This window comes from Kurthia zopfii (assembly GCF_003143955.1).
GTDB lineage: Bacteria > Bacillota > Bacilli > Bacillales_A > Planococcaceae > Kurthia > Kurthia zopfii.
The window spans coordinates 1-22,065 of record NZ_QFVS01000008.1 but is presented as its reverse complement, the minus strand read 5'-3'; the positions used below and the strand labels follow the sequence as shown (position 1 = coordinate 22,065).

23 protein-coding genes, 2 riboswitches and 1 other annotated feature are annotated in these 22,065 nt (G+C 35.6%); of the genes, 8 read left to right on the top strand and 15 right to left on the bottom strand.

Annotated features, from left to right (window positions below; genetic code table 11):
• Window position 1 precedes the first annotated feature (1 nt).
• A complete protein-coding gene (locus DF281_RS04675; RefSeq protein ID WP_109349155.1) occupies window positions 2–1,546 on the top strand; it encodes a solute symporter family protein in 1,545 nt (514 codons plus the stop codon).
• 56 nt (window positions 1,547–1,602) lie between these two features.
• Here the strand turns inward: DF281_RS04675 and DF281_RS04670 are convergent, their stop codons facing one another.
• The 13 genes from DF281_RS04670 to DF281_RS04610 form a co-directional block, all read right to left on the bottom strand.
• Window positions 1,603–2,535, bottom strand: a complete 933-nt coding sequence (locus tag DF281_RS04670) for a DUF4003 family protein (RefSeq protein WP_166636076.1) — start codon at window positions 2,533–2,535, stop codon at window positions 1,603–1,605.
• Window positions 2,536–2,573: 38 nt separating this feature from the next.
• On the bottom strand, window positions 2,574–3,350 hold the full coding sequence (trpA, locus tag DF281_RS04665; protein WP_109349085.1) for a tryptophan synthase subunit alpha: 777 nt from the start codon (window positions 3,348–3,350) through the stop codon (window positions 2,574–2,576).
• Window positions 3,343–4,536: a tryptophan synthase subunit beta gene (trpB, locus tag DF281_RS04660; RefSeq protein WP_109349084.1), complete on the bottom strand. Its 1,194-nt coding sequence runs from the start codon at window positions 4,534–4,536 to the stop codon at window positions 3,343–3,345. Before trpB ends, trpA begins: the two co-directional genes overlap by 8 nt.
• Entirely contained in the window at window positions 4,520–5,155 is a 636-nt protein-coding gene (locus DF281_RS04655) for a phosphoribosylanthranilate isomerase (RefSeq protein ID WP_109349083.1), read from the bottom strand. The genes trpB and DF281_RS04655 overlap by 17 nt, the downstream gene beginning before the upstream one ends.
• On the bottom strand, window positions 5,142–6,923 hold the full coding sequence (gene trpC / locus DF281_RS14885; RefSeq protein WP_109349082.1) for an indole-3-glycerol phosphate synthase TrpC: 1,782 nt from the start codon (window positions 6,921–6,923) through the stop codon (window positions 5,142–5,144). Before trpC ends, DF281_RS04655 begins: the two co-directional genes overlap by 14 nt.
• A 63-nt stretch (window positions 6,924–6,986) precedes the next feature.
• Window positions 6,987–7,199, bottom strand: a binding site (T-box leader).
• 143 nt (window positions 7,200–7,342) lie between these two features.
• Window positions 7,343–7,984, bottom strand: coding sequence for an alpha/beta hydrolase (locus DF281_RS04645; protein WP_109349081.1), 642 nt, complete (start codon window positions 7,982–7,984; stop codon window positions 7,343–7,345).
• Between the two features lie 91 nt (window positions 7,985–8,075).
• Window positions 8,076–9,698 (bottom strand): ABC-F family ATP-binding cassette domain-containing protein, encoded by a 1,623-nt coding sequence (locus DF281_RS04640; RefSeq protein WP_109349080.1) that lies wholly within the window; start codon window positions 9,696–9,698, stop codon window positions 8,076–8,078.
• 189 nt (window positions 9,699–9,887) lie between these two features.
• A complete protein-coding gene (locus tag DF281_RS04635) occupies window positions 9,888–10,358 on the bottom strand; it encodes a hypothetical protein (RefSeq protein ID WP_109349079.1) in 471 nt (156 codons plus the stop codon).
• Between the two features lie 56 nt (window positions 10,359–10,414).
• Window positions 10,415–11,824, bottom strand: a complete 1,410-nt coding sequence (locus tag DF281_RS04630; protein ID WP_240605510.1) for a DHA2 family efflux MFS transporter permease subunit — start codon at window positions 11,822–11,824, stop codon at window positions 10,415–10,417.
• Window positions 11,825–11,893: 69 nt separating this feature from the next.
• Window positions 11,894–12,475 (bottom strand): TetR/AcrR family transcriptional regulator, encoded by a 582-nt coding sequence (locus DF281_RS04625; RefSeq protein WP_109349078.1) that lies wholly within the window; start codon window positions 12,473–12,475, stop codon window positions 11,894–11,896.
• Window positions 12,476–12,600: 125 nt separating this feature from the next.
• The gene (rsiV, locus tag DF281_RS04620) at window positions 12,601–13,473 is read right to left on the bottom strand and encodes an anti-sigma-V factor RsiV (RefSeq protein ID WP_109349077.1); all 873 of its coding nucleotides are present in this window, start codon (window positions 13,471–13,473) and stop codon (window positions 12,601–12,603) included.
• Window positions 13,473–13,982 carry an RNA polymerase sigma factor gene (locus tag DF281_RS04615; protein WP_370447838.1) on the bottom strand — a complete coding sequence of 170 codons (510 nt, stop codon included), beginning with the start codon at window positions 13,980–13,982 and terminating at the stop codon, window positions 13,473–13,475. The genes rsiV and DF281_RS04615 overlap by 1 nt, the downstream gene beginning before the upstream one ends.
• Window positions 13,983–14,145: 163 nt before the next feature.
• The gene (locus DF281_RS04610) at window positions 14,146–15,270 is read right to left on the bottom strand and encodes a sensor histidine kinase (RefSeq protein WP_109349076.1); all 1,125 of its coding nucleotides are present in this window, start codon (window positions 15,268–15,270) and stop codon (window positions 14,146–14,148) included.
• 228 nt (window positions 15,271–15,498) lie between these two features.
• Here DF281_RS04610 and DF281_RS04605 point away from each other — a divergent pair, with 228 nt between their 5' ends.
• Window positions 15,499–16,050, top strand: a complete 552-nt coding sequence (locus DF281_RS04605) for a PadR family transcriptional regulator (RefSeq protein WP_109349075.1) — start codon at window positions 15,499–15,501, stop codon at window positions 16,048–16,050.
• 188 nt (window positions 16,051–16,238) lie between these two features.
• On the opposite strand, the gene DF281_RS04600 is transcribed toward DF281_RS04605, so the two are convergent.
• The gene (locus tag DF281_RS04600) at window positions 16,239–16,700 is read right to left on the bottom strand and encodes a hypothetical protein (RefSeq protein ID WP_109349074.1); all 462 of its coding nucleotides are present in this window, start codon (window positions 16,698–16,700) and stop codon (window positions 16,239–16,241) included.
• A gap of 102 nt (window positions 16,701–16,802) precedes the next feature.
• Window positions 16,803–16,902: riboswitch (TPP riboswitch) on the top strand.
• Window positions 16,903–16,952: 50 nt separating this feature from the next.
• Window positions 16,953–17,052, top strand: a riboswitch (TPP riboswitch).
• Between the two features lie 61 nt (window positions 17,053–17,113).
• On the opposite strand from DF281_RS04600, the gene thiM reads away from it, so the two are divergent.
• The 6 genes from thiM to DF281_RS04570 all read left to right on the top strand — a co-directional run bounded on the left by thiM (window position 17,114) and on the right by DF281_RS04570 (window position 21,520).
• Window positions 17,114–17,869, top strand: coding sequence for a hydroxyethylthiazole kinase (thiM, locus tag DF281_RS04595; protein WP_109349073.1), 756 nt, complete (start codon window positions 17,114–17,116; stop codon window positions 17,867–17,869).
• The gene (gene thiD, locus DF281_RS04590; RefSeq protein WP_109349152.1) at window positions 17,869–18,687 is read left to right on the top strand and encodes a bifunctional hydroxymethylpyrimidine kinase/phosphomethylpyrimidine kinase; all 819 of its coding nucleotides are present in this window, start codon (window positions 17,869–17,871) and stop codon (window positions 18,685–18,687) included. Before thiM ends, thiD begins: the two co-directional genes overlap by 1 nt.
• A complete protein-coding gene (gene thiE / locus DF281_RS04585) occupies window positions 18,680–19,315 on the top strand; it encodes a thiamine phosphate synthase (protein WP_109349072.1) in 636 nt (211 codons plus the stop codon). Before thiD ends, thiE begins: the two co-directional genes overlap by 8 nt.
• 194 nt (window positions 19,316–19,509) lie before the next feature.
• A complete protein-coding gene (locus DF281_RS04580) occupies window positions 19,510–20,397 on the top strand; it encodes a LysR family transcriptional regulator (RefSeq protein ID WP_109349071.1) in 888 nt (295 codons plus the stop codon).
• Between the two features lie 81 nt (window positions 20,398–20,478).
• Complete coding sequence (locus tag DF281_RS04575; RefSeq protein ID WP_109349070.1) at window positions 20,479–20,862, top strand: CidA/LrgA family protein; 384 nt, start codon at window positions 20,479–20,481, stop codon at window positions 20,860–20,862.
• The gene (locus tag DF281_RS04570) at window positions 20,843–21,520 is read left to right on the top strand and encodes an LrgB family protein (protein ID WP_109349069.1); all 678 of its coding nucleotides are present in this window, start codon (window positions 20,843–20,845) and stop codon (window positions 21,518–21,520) included. Before DF281_RS04575 ends, DF281_RS04570 begins: the two co-directional genes overlap by 20 nt.
• Window positions 21,521–21,573: 53 nt before the next feature.
• Here DF281_RS04570 and DF281_RS04565 read toward each other — a convergent pair whose 3' ends face one another.
• Entirely contained in the window at window positions 21,574–21,864 is a 291-nt protein-coding gene (locus DF281_RS04565) for a hypothetical protein (RefSeq protein ID WP_109349068.1), read from the bottom strand.
• Window positions 21,865–22,065 lie beyond the last annotated feature (201 nt).

Here is a 22,065-nt window from a genome sequence, read left to right as displayed (position 1 = left end):
AATGAGCGGAATTGGTATTGCGTTTTTCGTAGGTATTGTTGGGATCACATTATTCGTAACATACCTTGCTTCTAAAAAGAATAATTCAGCACAAGATTTCTACACAGCTGGTGGCGGTTTAACTGGTTGGCAAAATGGTATCGCAATCGCAGGTGACTACTTATCTGCAGCTTCATTCTTAGGGATCGCCGGTGCAATCGCACTATTCGGTTTTGATGGATTCTTCTACTCTCTTGGTTACTTAGTAGCTTACTTAGTAGTACTTTACATCGTTGCTGAGCCTTTAAGAAACTTAGGAAAATACACTTTAGCGGATATGATTACAGCACGTTTCAACCAAAAGAAAATTCGTGGTACTGCTGCTGTAAGTTCAATCGTAATTGTATTATTCTACATGATCGCGCAATTAGTTGGTGCTGGTGCATTAATTCAATTATTACTAGGCATTGATTACAAATTCGCTGTTATTATCGTAGGGGTTATGATGACAATCTACGTATTATGGGGCGGTATGGGTGCAACTTCATGGGTACAAATCATTAAAGCAGTTTTATTAATGCTTGGTACGGTTATTATCTCTGTACTAGTACTGATGAAATTCAACTTTAACATCATGGAAATGTTCTCATATGTTAAAACTCACCAACCACATGGTGACGCATACTTAAACGCAGGGGTTAAATATACAAACGGCATTGATACAATGTCGATGATGATTGCTCTTGTACTTGGTACTGCAGGTTTACCACATATCTTAATGCGTTTCTTCACTGTAAAAGACGCAAAAACTGCACGTAGCTCAGTTGTTACTGCAACTTGGATTGTAGGCGTATTCTACATCCTAACAATCTTCTTAGGTTTTGGTGCTGCTGCATTCGTTGGTGCTGACGCAATTATCGCTGCTAACCCAGCTGGTAATATGGCTGCCCCACTTCTAGCAGATGTCCTTGGTGGAGATATTCTAATGTCGTTCATCTGTGCTGTTGCATTCGCAACAATCTTAGCAGTAGTAGCCGGTTTAGTACTTTCTGGCGCATCTGCATTTGCACATGATATTTATGGTCAAATCATCAAAAAAGGTAAGGCTACTGAAAGACAACAAATGTTAGCTGCTCGTTGGGCTTCATTAGGCGTTTCTCTATTCTCAATCTTACTTGCATTAGGTGCTCAAACACTTAACGTAGCATTCTTAGTATCACTTGCATTCTGTATTGCTGCATCTGCAAACTTACCAGTAATTATTTACACAATTTACTACAAAAAGTTCAACACTACTGGTGCAATGGCTGCAATGTTAACAGGTTTAATTTCTGCTTTAGTATTAGTAATTGTAAGTCCGAATATTTGGAGTCCTGAAGGCACTGCGATCTTCACTGGTACACCATTATTCCCTCTTACTAACCCAGCAATCGTATCAGTTCCACTTGGTTTCTTAGCAGGTTGGATTGGTTCATTAGTTGGCGCTAAATCTGATGCGAAGAAATACGCAGAAGTTAAGGTTAAAGCGAATACAGGGGTTGCTACTTCAGGTTCAGTAGATCACTAATCTCAAAAATTTAAAAGAGTATGGATCGTGTGAATTACACGACCCATACTCTTTTTTTATGTTGCTGCATTTGAACTGCTTTGCCTTTGGATAATTTGTTGCGGAATTAACGAGCAAAGTATATGCGCTCGATAAATCTCCAGCACTTCTTTTTTCATTGGATGTTCTTTCGCTAAGATCCCCAATAAGACTGCTGCTGCAAAAGAAGATTCCTTATACCAAGACATTTTGAAAGATTCCATGATTTCATTATAAACACTTGAAATGTAAGTAATATCTTCCTCATTCACTTCGATCATTGCTAGCAATGCGAAAAACGGAGCCATCATTGATTTTATTTTCGTTTGTTTTGCAAAGGATTCTTGAATTGACCCTACATACTGTGGAATCATTTCAATATAATCATTTGATAAATACGTTAAAAACTGAGAGGCTGTTTGCAAATTATCGCCTTTTGAAAAACCATTTTTACAAAGCTCGTCATAATATAATCTACTAACTTTTCCAAGACTCTCGATTGATTTAGTGGAATTTTTAGTTAGCAAAAATGAATTTGTATAATCTTCGCCACCAGTTAAAAACATATGTCTTGAGCGGAAGTCGTTATATAATTCAGCAGCGTTCATCGTATGTTCTTTCGGACTATTTTTATTAATTAAGACAGATTGTAATTGAGCATAAGGGCTTTGTTTGAATTTAGATTGCTTCGTTAAATCACGTAATGACTTCAATTCTTCATAGGTTCTTTCACCATTTAATGAATAAAAAACATACGTAATCGGAATGATTGGATACATACGATCAACGCTATACCATTTATTATTTTTATGAGCAACTTCATATTGTTCAAAGAACTGATCTTCGTTAAATTGTTCTTCAAGTGATAAAAACGTTGATGCAATTAACATTCGATGATCTTTTGTGAATTTTGAAGATAATTCCTTTTTTAATCTAGCAAAATATTGATCTAATAAATCGTGATGGTTCATGTAATTTCGCCTCCCGTTCATTAATATACGAGATTAGCTTAAAATAGTTTCACCTTATTTTTGAAAAAAGTGTGAATAAATTCCTCATTGCCTTCATGCAGCGCTTGCACAAATGCACTTCCGACAATTACGCCGTCAATATTCTGGCTAATTATCTCTGCGGTATGACGATCATGAATGCCAAATCCAGCTAAGACGGGGATTTTTGATAGCGATTTTACTTTTCTTAAGTGATTTTGTAGTTGTTCATCTCCTGTTGCTGTACTACCTGTCGTTCCGTTTAATGTCACAGCATATAAAAAGCCTTCTGATTGATCCGCAATTTGCGCAATTCGACTTTCTGAACTCGTTAAAGATACTAATTGAATCAATGCTAAATCCGTATTTTCTAAATGTGCTGAAATCAGTTCTTTTTCTTCGATCGGCATATCCGGAATGATTAATCCTTTTACATTTGCGGCAATTGCTTGTTTCACAAATGACGCTACCCCCATATTAAAAATCGGATTCAAATACGTCATAATAATAATCGGGATTTTGATTGCATCTTTATTTGCTTGTAAAAACGAAAGTGTATTCGTTATATTTACCCCGCTTCGTAAAGCTCTAATGCCTGCCGCTTCAATGATTGGCCCATCTGCAACTGGATCTGAAAATGGAATCCCTAATTCTAATGCAGTTGCTCCGCTCTCTTGTAATAATTTAATGGCCGTTAATGTTCGATCAAAACCACCATCCCCTGCCATAATATATGGAATAATTGCTTTTTCTGAAAGAGTTCTATTTTCAATAGTTTGTTGTAATGATTTACGCATGAACATTCCCTCCTAACAATTCCTTCACTTGTGCGACATCTTTATCGCCTCTACCTGATAGACAGATGACCATGATCTCGTCTTCTGACATTTCTTTTGCAAGTTTTGCCGCATAAGCAATTGCATGAGAACTTTCTAGTGCTGGAATGATTCCTTCAGTTCTTGAAAGTAGCTTGAACCCTTCGATTGCTTCTTCATCCGTAGCGGAACTATATTGTACTCTACCTAAATCTTTCAAATGGCAATGCTCTGGTCCAACACCTGGATAATCTAACCCTGCAGAAATCGATACCGCTTCTTGTACCATGCCATGATCATCTTGCATTAAGTACATATAGCAGCCGTGAAGTACACCTTCTTTTAATTCGGCAAGTGCAGCAGCATGTTCCCCTGATTGAATTCCTTTTCCTGCTGCTTCTACACCATACATTTTTACTTCAGAATCTTCGATAAAAGGTGTAAACATACCGATTGCATTACTACCTCCACCTACACAAGCTACTACTGCATCAGGTAATCGATTTTCCTTGTCCAAAATTTGTCTACGCGTTTCATCACCAATTACGCGTTGTAAATCACGAACAATTGTCGGGAATGGATGAGGACCTAATGCCGAACCTAGAATATAGTGCGTATCCTCCACATTTGCGACCCAGTAGCGGAGTGCTTCATTACAAGCATCTTTCAAAGTAGCTGAACCTGAATCGACTGGAACAACTGTTGCGCCTAATAATTCCATTCGGAAAACATTCAACTCTTGGCGTTTCACATCTTCACGTCCCATAAATACGACACATTCCAAATCGAATAATGCGCATACTGTAGCTGTAGCGACACCATGTTGACCAGCGCCCGTTTCTGCGACTACTTTCTTTTTGCCCATTCGTTTCGCTAATAATACTTGGCCAAGTGCGTTATTGATTTTATGTGCGCCAGTATGGTTTAAATCTTCACGTTTTAAATAGATTTTTGGTCCATTTAGTTTTTTTGTTAACTGCTCTGCATAAAATAGTGGATTTTCTCGTCCTACATAGTCTTTTAAATAGTATTGTAATTCATTGATAAAAGTTGGATCTTCTTTTGCTTGATCATAAGCTTCTTCAAGTTCCTTCAATGCGGTCATTAATGTTTCCGGTACGAACTGACCACCATATTTTCCGAACTTCCCTTTAGTAGTTGTTGTCATATTGCATCTCTCCGCTCTTTGTAGTTGTTAAAAATTGTTTGATTTTTCCGATATTTTTAATGCCATCCAATTCTACGCCGCTTGATACATCCACTGCATATGGCTTTGTTTGTTTAATTGCTTGTAGGACATTTTCTGAATGAAGTCCGCCTGCTATAAAATAAGGGGCTTTACATTGATTAAAGTTTTCTAATAATGTCCAATCGAAACTTTGGCCACTTCCACCACGGTATTTCAGTCCTGGAGCATCGAATAAAAAGAATGCTGGTTGTAATGATTGAATTTTTAATAAATCGTAATTTGTTTTTAAAGTGATAGCTTTAATGACAGGTGTAGGGGCTAGTGCATCAATTACATCTTGCCCTTCATCTCCATGTAGTTGGATATAGTCCAAATTCAAAGTTGCTGCGATTGTTTTCATTATATCAATTGCTTCATTTACAAATACGCCGACTGTTTTGACATTGTGCGGGATTTTATCATTAAGAATAATCGCTTCTTCAACTGTGATTCTTCTCGTACTTGGCGCAAACATGAATCCGATATAATCAACACCGTTTTCAACTGCTGATTGAATATGTTCAATTGTTTGTAATCCGCAAATTTTAACTTTTGTCATATGTTACTTCCCTCTTTTCAACTGAAAGTTCATTGAAGACTTTATGAATATTCTCTGCGGTCATCAATGTTTCACCGACTAGAATAGCCGTTGCACCCGCATCGGATACAGTTTGAGCATCTTCTGTATTCTGAATGCCACTTTCACTTATGAAAAATACATCTGAATCTACTTTTGCATTTTTCATTAATGTTTTTGAATGGTTCAAATCTACTTCAAAAGTATGCAAATTTCGATTATTGATGCCAATTATTTTTGCTCCGAGTGATGTAGCGATTTGTAATTCACGCTCGTCATGCACTTCAACTAATACTTCCATTCCTTTGTATTTAGCATATTGATAGAGTTCCGAAATACGTTCTTTCGAAAGTGCTGCTACGATTAGTAAAATGACTGAAGCACCGTGAATACGAGCGTAATCAATTTGCACCTCATCAATAATGAAATCTTTGCAAAGTACGGGAACTTTCACATGCGTCGCTACTTGATATAGGTCTTGGAAACTTCCTTTAAAGTAAGTACGATCCGTTAAAACAGAAATGGCTGCCGCTCCTGCTGTTTCATATTGTAAAGCGGTGTCAATAGGTGACAGTTGATCGTTAATCATTCCTTTAGAAGGTGAAGCTCGCTTGAATTCAGCAATAATTCTTAATTGCTCACTATTCGATAATTGATCTGCTAATGAATAAATTGGCAACTGTTGATCCATCGGTTTTTCGAGTTTTAATAGTTCGGCTACTTCCGTTTTTTTCGTTTCAATGATTTTTTGCAAAACCGTCATTTTCATTTTTTCGTACATTTCTTTCGCTTTTCCTGATTGAATGATTTCCCGTGCTTTTTTAACACCTTGCTGAATCGTTTCTACTTCATTAGCAATAAACAAAGCAATTCCAGCATTAAATACAACGGCATCTTGATAAGGACTGTCAATTCCGTCCATAATGCTATGGAATATTTCCGCATTTTCAGCGGGTGTTCCTCCTGTTATATCTGCGAGTGAACTTTCACGTAACCCAACTTCATTAGCGGTAATCGAAAAAGGAATCAGTTCACCGTGATCTAATAAAATACATTGCGTCGTACCATGTAGTGAAGCTTCATCCATGCCCCCTTCACCAGATAAGACAACTGCTCGCTCACGCCCCAACAGATGTAATGCTTTTGCGTATTCATGTAATAACGCTGGATTATTAATACCAGTCAATTGATATGTTAATTGAAGCGGGTTGCTCAAAGGACCAATTAAGTTAAAGATTGTCGGCGTTGGAATGCTTTTACGAATCGCACTCATCTGTTTTAATTTTGGATAGATTGCCGGTGCGAATATGAAGACTAAGCCTTTTTCATGAAGTTCATCTTCAAATCGTGCTTGCGGTATAGTAGTCGGAATTTGAAGCTCTTCTAATAAATCTGTACTACCAGACGAACTAGTAACTTTCCGATTGCCATTTTTAGCCACTTTAATCCCTGCCGCCGCAAGGGTGAATGAAGCGGTCGTACTAATATTAAAGCTATTCGAGCCATCTCCACCTGTACCACAATTATCAAAATAATGCGCTCCATTTGATTTCAAATTTAGGTCAGCTTGTAACACTTGGATCAATGAAGCCATTTCGACAGCTGTTTCACCTTTTTCATGTAATGCTATTAAAAAGGACTTAATATCTTCCGCATCTGTTTGTTCATGAAACATCAATTCACTTGCTTCCTTCATCTCAATAGCGGTTAAGTTTTTCGACTTCATAACTCGTTCAATATATTTTCTCATCCGAATCTCTCCTCTGCTCTGCTCGTTTTTTGAATAAAAAAATCCCCATGAAGAAATAATCTTCATGAGGACGAAATATTCGCGGTACCACCTCAGTTAGTTTAGAAAATCTAAACTATCTCGGAATCCGATAACGTGGATTAACCGTCATTTACTACTATCATTTCGTAAATGCTCTCATAAGGCCATTCATATAGAATCGTAGAGTAACTCTCACCAACCGTTACCTCTCTGCACTACTCATACTATACTACTCCTCTTACTCAACAATTTCTCAGCTCTGCTTTTAAATCGAGACTGACACTGCTCTCAGTGCCTTCTGCTCGTAACGTTCAAAAGTATTGTTTTCAATATTAAGCTAAAGAATAGTTTCTGTCAATAAAAAAAGAACTACTTTTATCAAGTAGTCCTTTTGCAATTTAGAAATTTGTTTTGAAAAATTGGATGATCTCACGCTGTACTTCAGGTGTCACGCCGTGGCCATCTTCAAACGCCATGAAAGTAACATTAGCTTTTTCTTCTTTAAAGAAGTCTTTACTATCTTCTCCCCATTGATAAGGAAGAACGTAGTCCATTTTACCATGTGTAATAAGCATTGGAAATTGCTCAACAGAACGCTTACTATACTCCTCTTTTACATGGCCTGGTAAATAACCGCTAAGAACAACTGCCCCAGCAAGTTTCTCTGTACCAAGAACAAGTGAAAGTGTTTGCGTAAGTACAGCTCCTTGGCTAAAGCCTAATAGGAATGTCTTCGTCGCATCAATCGGGTATTCGTGAATTGCTTCTTCTATAAAGTCTTTAATGTGAAGAATGATTTGGTCAAATACATTACGATGCGGTTTGCCGAATTCTTCTACTGTGAAAAATGCGTAACCTGGCGCTTGTAAAATAGGACCTTGTAAACTAAAAATATGACAGTCATCTTGAATGTCTGTTAATAAACCTGGTAGATCCTTCTCGTTACTGCCCATACCGTGAAGTAAAAATACTGCTGGGTATAGTTTTCCTTGTTCAGGATTTTTAGGTGCTGAATAATCAAATGTAAATGGTGATTTCATAAACACAAACTTCCTTTCGAAACGAATTATCTATATGATAGCATATTCTTCGTATTGGAAGAAGTATTCAATACTTTCCTAATATAGAGAATTACTTCGTTCTGTGTAAGTAATCTTCAAAATTGCCGATATGCATATTCGCACCAGTCGGCGTTAATTCTAATACTTGTTTAGATAGTTTGTTTAAGAAGTAGCGGTCATGTGAGATGAAAATTAGTGTGCCTTCGAAATTGGCAATCGCATCTTCTAAAATATCTTTACTATATAAGTCTAAGTGGTTCGTCGGTTCATCCATTACAAGAACGTTTGCGCCTTTTAACATTAGTTTAGAAAGGGCTACACGCGCTTTTTCTCCACCGCTTAAAGAACCAATGATTTTGAAAACATCATCACCTGTGAAAAGGAAGTTCCCTAATACTGCACGGACTTTTGCTTCTTCAACTTTCGGGAAATGTCCCCAAACTTCATCTAGAATTGTTTTCGTATGATCCATTTTTTGTTGTTCTTGGTCATAGTAACCGATTTCAACTTGTTTACCCCAAGTGATTTCGCCTGCTGCTTTTTCATATTCTCCAAGAAGTGTTTTAACTAAAGTAGATTTCCCAATACCATTCGCTCCAATTAAAGCAATTTTATCGCCACGGAAGACATCGAATTTAATTTGTTGAAGCAATGTTTTTTCTTCATCTTCTACTTTAATTTTCACAGCAAGATCACGTACTTTTAATACTTCCTTATGTGAACCGCGTATAGCAGTGAATGCCATATTAGAACGTGCTAAATCTTCATCTGGTTTTTCAATCAATTCTAATTTCTCTAACTGATGCTGTTTGTTTTTTGCACTTTTAGAAGAAGTAGCACGTGCGATATTTCTACGTACATAGTCTTCCATTTCAGCAATTAGTGTTTGCTGTGCAATATATTTCTTCATTTGTAGCTCGCGATTTTCAGCTTTTAACTCAACAAATTTACTATAGTTCCCTGTGTAACGAATCGCTCTTGTACGCTCGATCTCATAGACAACTTTTACGAGTGCATCTAAGAAATAGCGGTCATGTGATACGACTAAAATTGCACCAGGATAAGACTGTAAATAGTTTTCTAACCATGTCAGCGTTGTGAAATCCAGATGGTTCGTTGGTTCATCTAATATAAGTAGGTTTGGTTGTTGTAACAGAATTTTAGCTAAAGCTAAACGCGTTTTTTGACCGCCACTCATTTTTTCAATGACTGTATCTCTTGAAGTATCGCCGAAGCCCATACCTTGTAAAATACTATCAATTTTCACATCGATATTGTAACCATCATGTTGTGCGAACCATTCTGATTTTTCTGTGTAGCGGTTTAATACTTTTTCGAATAACTCGGGATCCGCAAGTACGGCTTCGTCACCCATTTGAAGTTCTAGTTCACGTAATTGTTTTTCAACAATCATATGCTCTTCGAAAGCTGTACGCATTTCTTCTTCAATCGTATTCGTTAATACAAGACCACTGTTTTGGCGTAGGTAGCCAATCTTCGTATCACGGTTAATATATAATTCTCCCTCCGTATGTTGGATTTCACCCGCGATAATTTTTAGTAGCGTTGATTTTCCGGCGCCATTCACGCCTACTAGGCCAATTCTTTCGCCTTCTTCAATTTTCAGGTCAATATTTGATAAAATCTTATTCGTTCCATAACTTTTACTAACGTCTTTTGCTTGTAATAACATTTCTTCTCTTCTTTCTATAGTCAAATAAAAAAAGGCGCCGAATAACTTCGGGCCTTTGATGTAAACGTAAATAACTGCCGTTGATTCATTCAATTTTAAAGAAATTCATGAATACTATATAAGCAGGCTACTTTTCCAAAAATATTCAATGTGAAATATTATACTACAATTCATGACATAAATCAATGATTACTCTTTCGTATGAAAGAACTCAATTAGAGATTCAATCTTTTCATGTTGAGAGAATAGTATATGATTCCCTTGCCATTTAACGAGAAGATGCTCATTTATTAAATAAGGATTAATATCTAAACTCGTAACGCTTTTTTTCGATTGAAATAATTCAACTGTATATAAAGCTTTACCGTTCATTTTATATTGAATGGTAAAAGTAGGTTCTTTTTCAAAATAAGAGCCGTATTTACGCTCATATTTTGCAATATTGACGAGTGGTTTCTTTTCAATAAAAGGAGCAGCATCTTTTCCATTCAGTTTAACTGTATGATCTTTGTTCGAGATGACAATTTCATTGACTTGATTGATTTCATTTAAAACTTGTTCAATTTCTTTCTCTTCTTTACTATTTTGAGTATAACTTGTATACGCATAGACCCCTACTGCGATTAAAATAAGGGCAAATATAGTCCATCTTTTTTTCATGGCAATACTCCTAAGTTCATATTGATATTATTGTAACATAGGAGCAAAATGATCCACTACACTTTTACTTTTTTTACGAAGAATGATGAAATTAGACCAATAACCGAAATGATTAATGTGAAGTAAAATGCAAAGTTTGTTCCTGCTGCTACAGATTGTTCAATAGATGCATGTAAATTATTCTCCAGGAAGTTTGACTCGCCTTTCATTAATAAAGTAATCGCAACTGCAGTACCAGCTGCCCCGGCAATTTGTTGTAAAGTATTGGCGATTGCTGAACCATCCGCATATAATTCTCTTGGTAGTTGATTCATCCCATTTGTTTGAGCTGGCATGATGATAAATGCAATACCAGAGAAAAAGACCATATTCGAAAGCATGATACTTGCGAATGATGCATCTTCTTTGACCGTCAAAATAAAGAGTACGCTACCGATTGTTGTTAATGTGAATCCAATCGGTAATAGTCGGGTTGGTCCAAGCTTATCAAATAATTTACCAACGACTGGTCCAAAAACAGCGTTTAATGCACTACCCGGTAGCATAATTAATCCGGCGATTGCTGCACTGTACAGTAATGAAGATTTTAAATACATTGGCAATAGAATCGCTGTTGAAAGGATTAAAAGCATACCAATAAATAAATGCAATGTTCCGAGCGTGAACATCGGGTATTTGAAAACAGTAAGGTTAAGCATTGGTTGTGGCATTTTTAATTGTCTAATCGTGAATAGAAGGATCGCCAATATACCAACGATTAATGGAATCAGTACAATCTGTGTAGCAAAAGCATTTTCCGCTAAACTAGATAAGCTGAATATTAAAGTACCGAATCCAATTGTCGAAAGGAAAATAGAAAAAATATCGATTTTCGGTTTTGTTAATGTACTTACGTTTTCAATCAGTTTTAAGCCGAAAATGAATAATAGTAGGTAAAGTGCAAGACTTAACCAGAAAATATAAGACCAGTCGAGCAAGTCTACGATGATCCCTGCAACTGTTGGGCCTACTGCAGGAGCAGTTGTAATAACTAAGCCCATTAATCCCATAACAACCCCACGTTTATTGATTGGGAAAATAAGAAGTACGACGTTCATAAGTAATGGTAATAGTAACCCTGTACCTAATGCTTGAATAATACGAGCAATTAGTAGAATTTCAAAATTAGGTGCTAATGCTCCGATTAATGAACCTAAGATCGAGAATATTAATGCAGCGGAAACGAGTTTTTTGGTCGAAAACCACTTAATAAGAAATGCTGATATTGGCACAAATACGCCTAGCGTTAATAAATAGCCAGTTGTTAACCACTGTACTTGTGCTGCTGAAATTGAGAATTGTTCCATAATATTTGTAAGCGCCATATTTAATGCAGTTTCTGAAAATAAACCGATAAATGCACCAATCATAAGTACTAGCGCCATTAATTTAGGTTTTCTAACTTGTACAACTTGATTTGGATTCAAATTAAAACCTTCTTCTTTTGATTTATTAGACCGGTCTATATAAAATTTTGCCGGGAAATGATCCCTTTGTTATTTAGTAAATAACAAGGGGATCATTTTGATGATTTCTAATAGTGGTTTATTAGATTTTGTCGTTAAACAAAGCGTAATGCCACCTTCAATTAACGCGTTAATTGTAATACTAATGGATTGTGCCTGTTCGTCAGAAAACCCGCTGGCCATAATTTTTTCTTTATGGATGGAATCCCAATCATTAAATACTCCTTCGCATTTAATTCTTAGGTTTTCGTTAACTAGAGCTGTTTCTGCAGCAAGTAATCCGATCGGCAATGTTTCCGAATTATTCGGTAAAGTTGAGACATCTTCGAATTTACGAGAAATATGCAATATATGCTTCTCATAAGCTTCGATTGGATCATCGACTTCATTCAAATGTTTGCGAATTTCTGCAGAAACGATACTACCAAATCGTTCGATGGCTTCAAGTGCAAGTTGTTCCTTGCCCTCTGGGAAATGATAGTATAATGAACCTTTTGGCGCACCACTTACTTTCAATATTTGGCTTAATCCTGTTGCATGATAGCCTTGTAAATGAAATAGTTGAGTGGCGGCTTCTAAGATTTTTTCGCGAGATTGATTTTTAGAACTCATACCAAAACTCCTTAATTATAGTAATCGGTCTAGTCACTACTTTAGCGTTTTTCATATGAAAAAGTCAATCTCTTTTTCTTTAGAAGCTAATTTTTCTTTTTGTATATAGACTAGCGAGATGTGTATTATTTAACGTATTTATTAGATACTAGTTCTTTTTTGATTACTTTTGTTGGAATTGTGAATTTCACAGCGCCCATGTAACCTGGAGCTACTTCATATTCGTTGAAAGAAATCACTAGTTGGTTTTTCTTGTTAATGTAGAACTGTTGTTTTGGCGCAATTTTCTTGAAGTGAGTACCGATTTTTTCATCTGGTAAATTAGCACCTAGAACGAAGTACATTTTTTTGTTTTTAGTTGCTTTCATTTCTTGTAGCATTTGTTTTTTGATTTCTTTTGAAATGACAGATACATAGTTTTGATCTTTGAATAACATTGGTAATTTAATTAGTTTTTTCGCTTTCGGATCTACAACATCATATTTATAACGTTGGTAGCCTGATGCTTCCGTCTCTAAAATTGAACGCTCGATTACTAATAAATCTTTATTATCTTGTAATACTTTATAATCAGCATGTACACTATAATGGCCTTTTGCAGATTGCTCATTCATACGTTTTTCAAAGCCTTTATAAAGCGCTTTTGAATCCGCTTCATATTGTTTATTTAGTTCACTTTCAAGCTTTTTAGACTCCATTTTAGTAACTTTCGGCGTTGTAATGCTCGCTTCCATATTTTCGTCTGTTATATTGAAAGTTAATGCTTTAAATACATGACCTATTACAGGTAAATCCGCCATCGTTTTAGCCATTGCAGTATTTGTATTAATTGCTACCATAAACATAAGAACCGCTGCAGCAACGATACTTGATGCGATTAAAGGCATTCTTGATTTGCGTTTCTTCAAACCTAGTTGTTCATCTACCATCTTCCTCAAGTCATTCGGAATTGGTTGATTTTTATATTTCATTCGTTCTCTTTTTAATTTAAAATTCATTATTTTTCCTCCTCGGTTTGTAAATCAGCTTTTAATAGCTTTAAACCTTTGTATAACCTAGTTTTAATCGTATTGGCATTTTCCTCTAAAATAAAGGCAATATCATCAATTTTTAAATCCTCAAAATATCTTAGGATAATGATTTGTCGATACTGTGTTGGTAAATCATCCAATGCTTTTTCTAAATCTATGTTTTCGTAATGGTCTTCATAATGGTCATACACCGACATTAGCTTTTCATCTTCCATAACATGAACACGTTTATGTTTTCTTAAAAAATCCAGTGAAGTATGCACGACGATTTTGTAAAACCAACTTTTAAGCTTCTCTTTTTCTTCTAATTGATCATATGATTGCATTGCTTTTTGAATACTATCTTGAACGATATCAAGTGCATCCTGCTCGTTTTTACAGTAACTGTTTGCTAAACGATAGAAATCGTTTTGGTAGCGCTGAATAAATTGTACAAGTTGTTCATCGTATTGCATTTTTCTCCATATTTTTGTCATACAAAAGGGCTCCTTCTGTTGTTATTGCGTATACATAGAATAGACGCGCGTATTAGTTCAAAAAGTTTTAGTGAATTTAAAAACTATCTCTATTTGCTAAGTAAATAGTGAGGAGGAATCGCGGTACTACACGATTCCTCCTATTATATTATATTAAAATATTTTATTCATTTTCTTTATAAACGATGACAAGTGGCACTTTAATCGTCACTGTCGTTCCTTTCGCGTCAGAAAAATCTACAGAGCCATTTACGAATTGAACGCGTTCTTCGATTCCTTTTATGCCGTTCCCTTGTAGATTGGTCGAATAGTCGAATCCTTTGCCATCATCATAAATAATCATCGTAATTTCTTTTGGTGATTGTTCAATTTTAATGATACATTTCTTCGCTTCACTATGTTTGACAATATTATTTACTACTTCTTTTAAACACATACTAAGTGTATTTTCTAAAATCAATGGTACTTCGACTAATTTTAAACTACCTTTTAGTTTTAAATCAATGTTTGCGACTTCTAAAATTTCTTGGACATGAAGTAGTTCATCCTCAATCTTCACTTTCTTCATATCTGATACCATTTCTCGCACTTCTTTTAAAGCCATACTTGCGGCTTGTCGAATATCACCTAATTCTTTCTTCGCCTGATCGGTGTCCTTATCAACTAATCTAATCGCTAAATCTAGTTTTAGACCAATCATACTAAGTTTTTGTCCGAGTGTATCATGTAAATCACGGGCAATCCTTTGGCGTTCTTCCACGATACTTAACTCGTAAATGCGATTTTCAGCAGATTTAAGCTTCGTTTCTAATTTGTCACTTTGAGTTCGGCTAAATAGGTAGAATGGTGCTAAAATAACGCCGAAAACGATAATGACCATAAACGGAATTTGTTGAATATAGACATCCGTTTCAATAAAGAATCCGCCAATTATTGAACCAACGCTTGCAGCAATGTGCAGACCATACATAATATAAAAGCCTACTTTACTTTTAATTCTCCCTATTAAAAAGGCTGTGAAAATTGCAAAGTAAAAATAACCATATAAAACTGACATGACGGCGTTAATGATCATCTCGAAAGATAGCCACATATACCCGAGTCCTCCGGGTAGTTTAAAATCCATATACACACAGATTAAATATGTAACGAGAACAGCTACTGCAATACTTTGTGTTGTGTAATCCTGCGTTCTAAAAATGCTATAGAACGGGACAAAACATATGAGAATCCATCCTAAAATACTATAGAATGGATGTTTCGGTATAATTGAATACCATTTTGACAAATTTTTCAGCTCCAATCTCTTCTGTTTATTTTATAACAAAACGCAGTTGCAAGCGAGTTGTAAATGACTTTTTATTGTATTACTTCAGAGAATGCATAGTATAATCAATTTATATAGTAAATAATTCATTATATGTAGTTTTAGCACTTGTTTTCGTGTAATATAATATGGTCTACTTAACTTTTTTAAGTTAAAACTTGGTAGAACCTGTTCTTTGGGGGTCTCATTATGTTAATTCAATTATTTATTTTAGGTGTTCTATCAGAAAATAATTACCATCCCTACTTTATTAAAAAGCTTTTTAAATCATTTGTAGGGGTTGATCCTAGTTTTAAAATGAGTGATGGTAAATTATACTATCATTTTGACTCATTAGAGAAAAAAGGATATATCGAAAAAAAGGAAGTTGTTCAAACTGATAATAGACCCGAAAAAACTGTATTTGCTATTACTGAGGACGGTAAAGCATATATGGTTGAGCTAATCTATAAAACTTTCAATAATATTAATATATCAAATGTGAATTCATTATATATTCCAATATTGTTTTTAAAATTTGTAGATTTAAATCGTGTCATTATTTTACTTGATCAAGCAATCCAAAAAGAGAGTAAACGAATTGATAGTTTATTAGCTGCTGGTAATAATCCGAGCGTACTTCATGTTGAGCATATTCAATTAATCGTGCGTCACGCCGATCATCAATTACACGAAAACCTTCGTTGGTTAGAAGATATTCGTGATTCGCTAGTTGAATATATGAGTAATAAAGATCAATAATACAAAAAGAGGAGAAATCGTGAATTGACACGGCTTCTCCTCTTTCGTTTTTTGGATGTTTTTTGAATAACCAAAAACCGATTACCATCAAACACAATAAGATTGCTTTACATCTGAACTGAATTAAAAAAGGTGAATGAAATTGAAAATCAAAATTCATTCACCCTAACAGTTGTCACAGCGTTCGTTTATTCTGCTTCTATTTTTTGCTTTTTCATACTTCCTACTAAAAAGGCTGTCGTATGTAAAATTAAAAATACGGATTCATTAAAATACCAATCATTTGTGAATCCATTTAAAAATCCTAAACCATAGATTTTCGAGTTTTCAGCAGACCAAATCCCACCGAATTGTTCGATTTCCCCAGTTATAAACTGATATTCAGTCCCTCCAGCTAATACAAAAATTAGTAAAGCAACTAAAATTCCAGCAACTAGTTTGCCGGGTGAAGCATTTGTAAAATAAGTTGATCCAACAGTGAATGTAATGAATAAACTTAAGAGTAGAAACGGAATTAATAATACAATTGGAATAAACGCAGGATTTATATTGCCAACTGAATCCCCTATTTCTAAAGTGAAGAAACGACTAATAATTGTAAAACCAGCAAAAGTAATTGCTAGTGATATGTACCAAGATAAATTTTTCAAAATAACCCCTCCAACTTCATTATACAAAATCAAACGTAAAATCTACAGGGAAATTAAGCAAAAGGTGTTCAAATTTTAATAAATATGCTATGCTCACTTCAGACTTATTTGCAGGGGGACTCTTTTGGAGTTGAGAAGGTTAAAACCTGACCCTTTGAACCTGTCAGTTTATACTGGCGTAGGGAGCAGCGTGATTTCACAAGCTGTTTCTTCGTATATTTAATACGATTGGAAACGGTTTTTTTAATTTAATAATCATTGCGGGGGGACTCTTTTGAGTTGAGAAGGTTAAAACCTGACCCTTTGAACCTGTTTAGTTAAGACTAACGTAGGGAGCGTATTAGGGATCACCCGGATATACTTTCCATACGGTGATCCTTTTATTGTTCTCTCTTATTTGGGAGGAATTACATATGGTACTGAAAGAAATTCGTAATCAAAAGCCAATTATTCATTGTATGACGAATTATGTTGTTGCGAATTTTCAAGCGAATGGCCTGCTAGCGGTTGGTGCTTCACCGATCATGGCAGAGCATTTTGAAGAAATGGCAGACGTTTCAAAGATTACAGATGCACTGTTATTGAATATTGGTACGATTCGCGATTCGCTCTGTCATTCGATGATTTTTGCAGGTCAATTAGCAAATAGTTTAAATAAGCCGGTCGTTCTTGATCCTGTAGGCATTGGAGTTTCAACTTTTAGACAGGAATTTATTCATGCCCTACTTCAAAAAGTACAGTTTACTGCGATTCGATGTAACGCGAGTGAACTTGCATCCCTTGCACAAATTGATTGTGTTTCACATGGCATTGATGCAGGTGTCATTGATTTTTCTGTACCCAAAACGGCTATGGATGTCGCATTAAAGTACAACACAATCGTTTGTGTTAGCGGTGAAACAGACTATATAACGAATGGTTACTTGCTTTCTGAAATTCCTGGTGGTACTAAGAAATTGACGGAAATTACAGGTGCGGGTTGTTTATTAGGTGCGCTTTGCACAGCCGCTTGCGCAAGTAGTAAGGATGTTTTTCATTCACTCGTTCACCTACATGAAGAATATAAAAATATCGCGACAATTGCGGCAAACAATTGTGAAGGAATCGGGGATTTTCAAGCCGATTTATTAAATCAACTAAAATATAAAGCAAATGAGGTTTTATCATGATTTCAGTAACGATGACAATAGCAGGCTCTGATTCCGGCGGTGGCGCTGGCATTCAAGCGGATTTAAAAACATTTCAAGAATTAAAAACTTTTGGTACTTCATCAATTACGGCATTGACAGCACAAAATACTTTAGGTGTACAAGACGTATTTCCTGTTGAAGCTTCTTTCATTGTTAAACAAATAAATGCTATTTTAGAAGATTTCGATGTAAAAGCAATTAAAACGGGCATGTTATTTTCTTCAACTATTATTCGTGAAGTTTCGAATCGACTAAAGGATACAAAGATTCCTCTAATCATCGATCCAGTCATGATTGCCAAAGGTGGCGCAACATTACTTCAATCAGATGCCATTGATGCGATGATCCAAGATTTATTCCCGATTGCCACAATCATTACGCCAAATATTCCTGAAGCAGAAGCGATTTCAGGAATAGCCATCAAATCGGAAGATGATTTACAATTAGCAGCTCAAAAACTACTCTCATTCGGACCACAAGTAGTCATTCTAAAAGGCGGACATTTATCTGACGAATCTGAAGCGATTGATCGCGTGTACTTCCAAGATGGTACAACTTTGAACTTTACGGCGAAGCGACTTCCAACGAAGGACACACATGGCACTGGCTGTACGTTCTCTGCGGCAATTACAGCTTTTATCGCCAGAGGATTTTCTATTGAAGACGCCATTTCTGAAGCGAAGAAATACATTCATGCGGCGATTTCTCATGGTTTGAACTTAGGTCATGGCCACGGCCCGACAAATCACTTTGCCTATAATGATCATGTGAATAAGGAGATGGTTTCCAATGGATAAAACACTATTATCAACTTACTTTATTATGGGCAGCAACAACGTATCACGCCCCCCTCTTGAAGTATTAGAAGAAGCTTTAATTGGCGGAATTACATTATTTCAATTAAGAGAAAAAGGTGAAAATGCATTAACTGGCGATGCTTATGTCGAGTTTGCTAAACAATGCCAATCACTTTGTCAAAAATACAAAGTTCCTTTCATTGTAAATGATGATTTTGATTTAGCCGTACAACTAGATGCAGACGGTGTACATGTTGGGCAAAGCGACCTTAATGCAACAGTCATAAGACCTCAATTCAAAGGGAAGATTTTAGGTGTATCTGTACACAATTTGGAGGAAATGCAAAATGCAATTCAAGCAGGTGTTGATTATGTCGGTATTGGACCTGTTTACGCGACAAGCTCTAAGGCGGATGCAATTCCCCCTTCTGGTACGAAGATGATCAAAGAAGCTTCACAGCGCTTTCCTGCAATGCCGATTGTTGCCATTGGTGGATTACAAGCTGAGCATACGGCAGAAGTATTACAAGCCGGAGCGGATGGTTTATCAATCATTTCTGCAATTGCTAGTGCTGAAGATGCAACAGCTGCTACTCAAAGCTTTGTAAATGCTGTCAAAAATATTTAAGTAAATCACGTTTATGAATGACTACGCCGATTGTAGGCTGAAAATTCATAAACGTTTTTTTCGATAAAACATGCGCTTATGCCATTTTTTCATAGTCATATTCCATTAAGTTGTCAGAATACTACTCCCTTTTATTGTAGTTAAAGTGATACAATGACAACAGTAAATTGTTCGATTTAATTAGGAGGTACGAAATGGACGTTAGGCAATTAATATATTTTACAGAAGTAGCAAGGCAACAAAGTTTCACAAAAGCCGCAAAAGCACTCCACGTTACACAACCAACACTTAGTAAAGTGGTGAAGCTATTGGAAACGGAGTTAAATACAACACTCATCGACCGTTCTCAACGAAAGAGTGTATTAACGGATGCTGGTCAAGTTGTCTACGACCGCGCATTGAAGATTATTCAAATGGTTGACGAAGTGCATTTAGTTCTAGAAGATTTAGAGGATTTAAAAAAAGGTAAAATTAAATTAGGTATGCCTCCCCTAATTGGTATTTTATTTTTCCCAATTTTAATGAAGGAATTCCAAAAACTTTACCCTGAAATTACAATTACTCTAGATGAGGTTGGCGCAAATTTAGTAAAACAAAAAGTGTATGAAGGTGATTTGGACGGCGGTTTTGTCATGCTTCCAGCACATGAAGAAGATTATGATCTCATTCCATTCACGACCGAACAAGTTCATCTGATTGTACATAAGGACCATGAACTTGCTGCACGTGAAAATATATCGATGATTGATTTAAAAGAGGAAAAGATGCTTCTATTTAGTGATGATTTTACGATTCATGATCGCATCATTGAAGAATGTGAAAAAGCTGGATTTAATCCTGATATCGCATTTATTAGCTCACAATGGGATTTCATTAGTCAAATGGTTGAGCATAACTTAGGAGTGGCGCTATTCCCGCAATCAATTGCTGCAAAAGCAAATCAAGAAAAAATAAAGACGATCCCAGTTTATCCTGTAATTCCTTGGGAAATCTCCTTTATAGTTAAAAAAGAGCGTTATGTTTCTCACGCGACGAAGAAGTTTATTGAATTCTTAAATGCTTATGATTCTAAAATGGAATAGAAATTATAAAATATATGTATTTTACGAATAACCATTTTTGGTGTAGCATTAGATTATTCTATTAAAGAAGAAGGTTACGATTTGAAAGCATTTCGGATTATTATCCAAATCATTATTATTTATGGCTATTTACTAATCGGTGAATGGATCACATACGCCCTGCATTTAAAAATTCCAGGTAGTATTATTGCACTTTTCCTACTCTTTTTTTCACTCTATTTTAAATTGATCAAGGTTGAATGGGTTGAAGCTGGAGCTGGTTTTTTAACTGCTGAATTACTATTATTTTTCATTCCAGCAGCAGTTGGCGTCATTAATTATCGAGAAATACTTGGTTTTACAGGTATAAAACTAGTTCTCATCATTTTCTTAAGCACTATTATCGTCATGGCATGTACAGGCACTGTCGCTCAATTATTTGAAAAAAGAAAGCAGGTTGATCAAAATGCACGTTCTAACTGCTAGTCTGTGTTTGTTCGCAACTGTTTTCATCTATTTCTTAAGTAAGCGACTCTCTAAAAAAATTCCAATCATGATTTTTTCACCCTTAATTATTAGTCCACTCGCAATTATTTTAATTATTTATCTTTTTAACGTTGATTATGCGACTTACAATGATGGAGCGAAATATTTAACAAACTTATTAGGTCCTGCAACAGTAGCGTTCGCAGTACCCATTTATAAAAATTTTCATTTAATCAAAAAATATGCCGCAACAATCGTATTTAGCTTAGTATTCGGTGTCATTATCGCATTTGGTTCATCCTATTTGCTAGCATTACTATTTGGGATGAGTAGTGAAACAATTTATAGTATTGTACCTCGCTCTGTGACAACGCCAATTGCTATGGATATTTCAACAATGATTGGTGGCGAACCTAATATGACAGCTGTTTTTGTCATCATTACTGGTTTAGCAGGTAGTGTTGTTGGCCCTTATATCATTAAATACTGTCATATAAACTCCCCTTCAGCTCGCGGATTAATGCTTGGCATGGGCGCGCATGGCTGTGGTACTTCTACTGCATTTACATTCGGTGAACTAGAAGGTACTTTTTCATCTCTCGCTATGATTTTAGCGGCCCTCGTTAGTATTATTGTGTCTGAACTCATGATGTTATAATCATGAAAAAAGAGAAGTGTTTGCATCGCTGCAATCACTTCTCTTTTTGTATACTATTTTCGTTTATTACGATCTGAAAATGTTTTTTGATTCTCTGGTTTTTCAGTTGTTGCTTCATTATTTTTCACTTTCATTTCAAAGTACAATGAACCGAGTACAATCGCTAGAATACCAATAATTGCTGCGAATTGTTGCCAAAGTTCCCATTTGAAATTCATCACATACATTGCTGCTGAAATGATAAAAAAGAAATAGGCAATTACTTTTGCTCTTTGGCCCATCCATATTTGTAAGATCAAGAAAAAAATGAATAGAAATAAAGCGATGACTTTAATATATTCCATTATTCCACCTCTGAACTATCATATCATGCACAAAAAAAATAATCGCCAAATAGATGGCGATTATACGAAATAATGGTTCTACAATAAATAACGTTGGTGAAGAAAAAAGCACCGATCTCTAATCAGATCGGTGCGGAAACTTCATGAACGTTATTTTTATTCAAAAAAATAGAAAACAAGTGAGTTTCCCTATAGAATAAA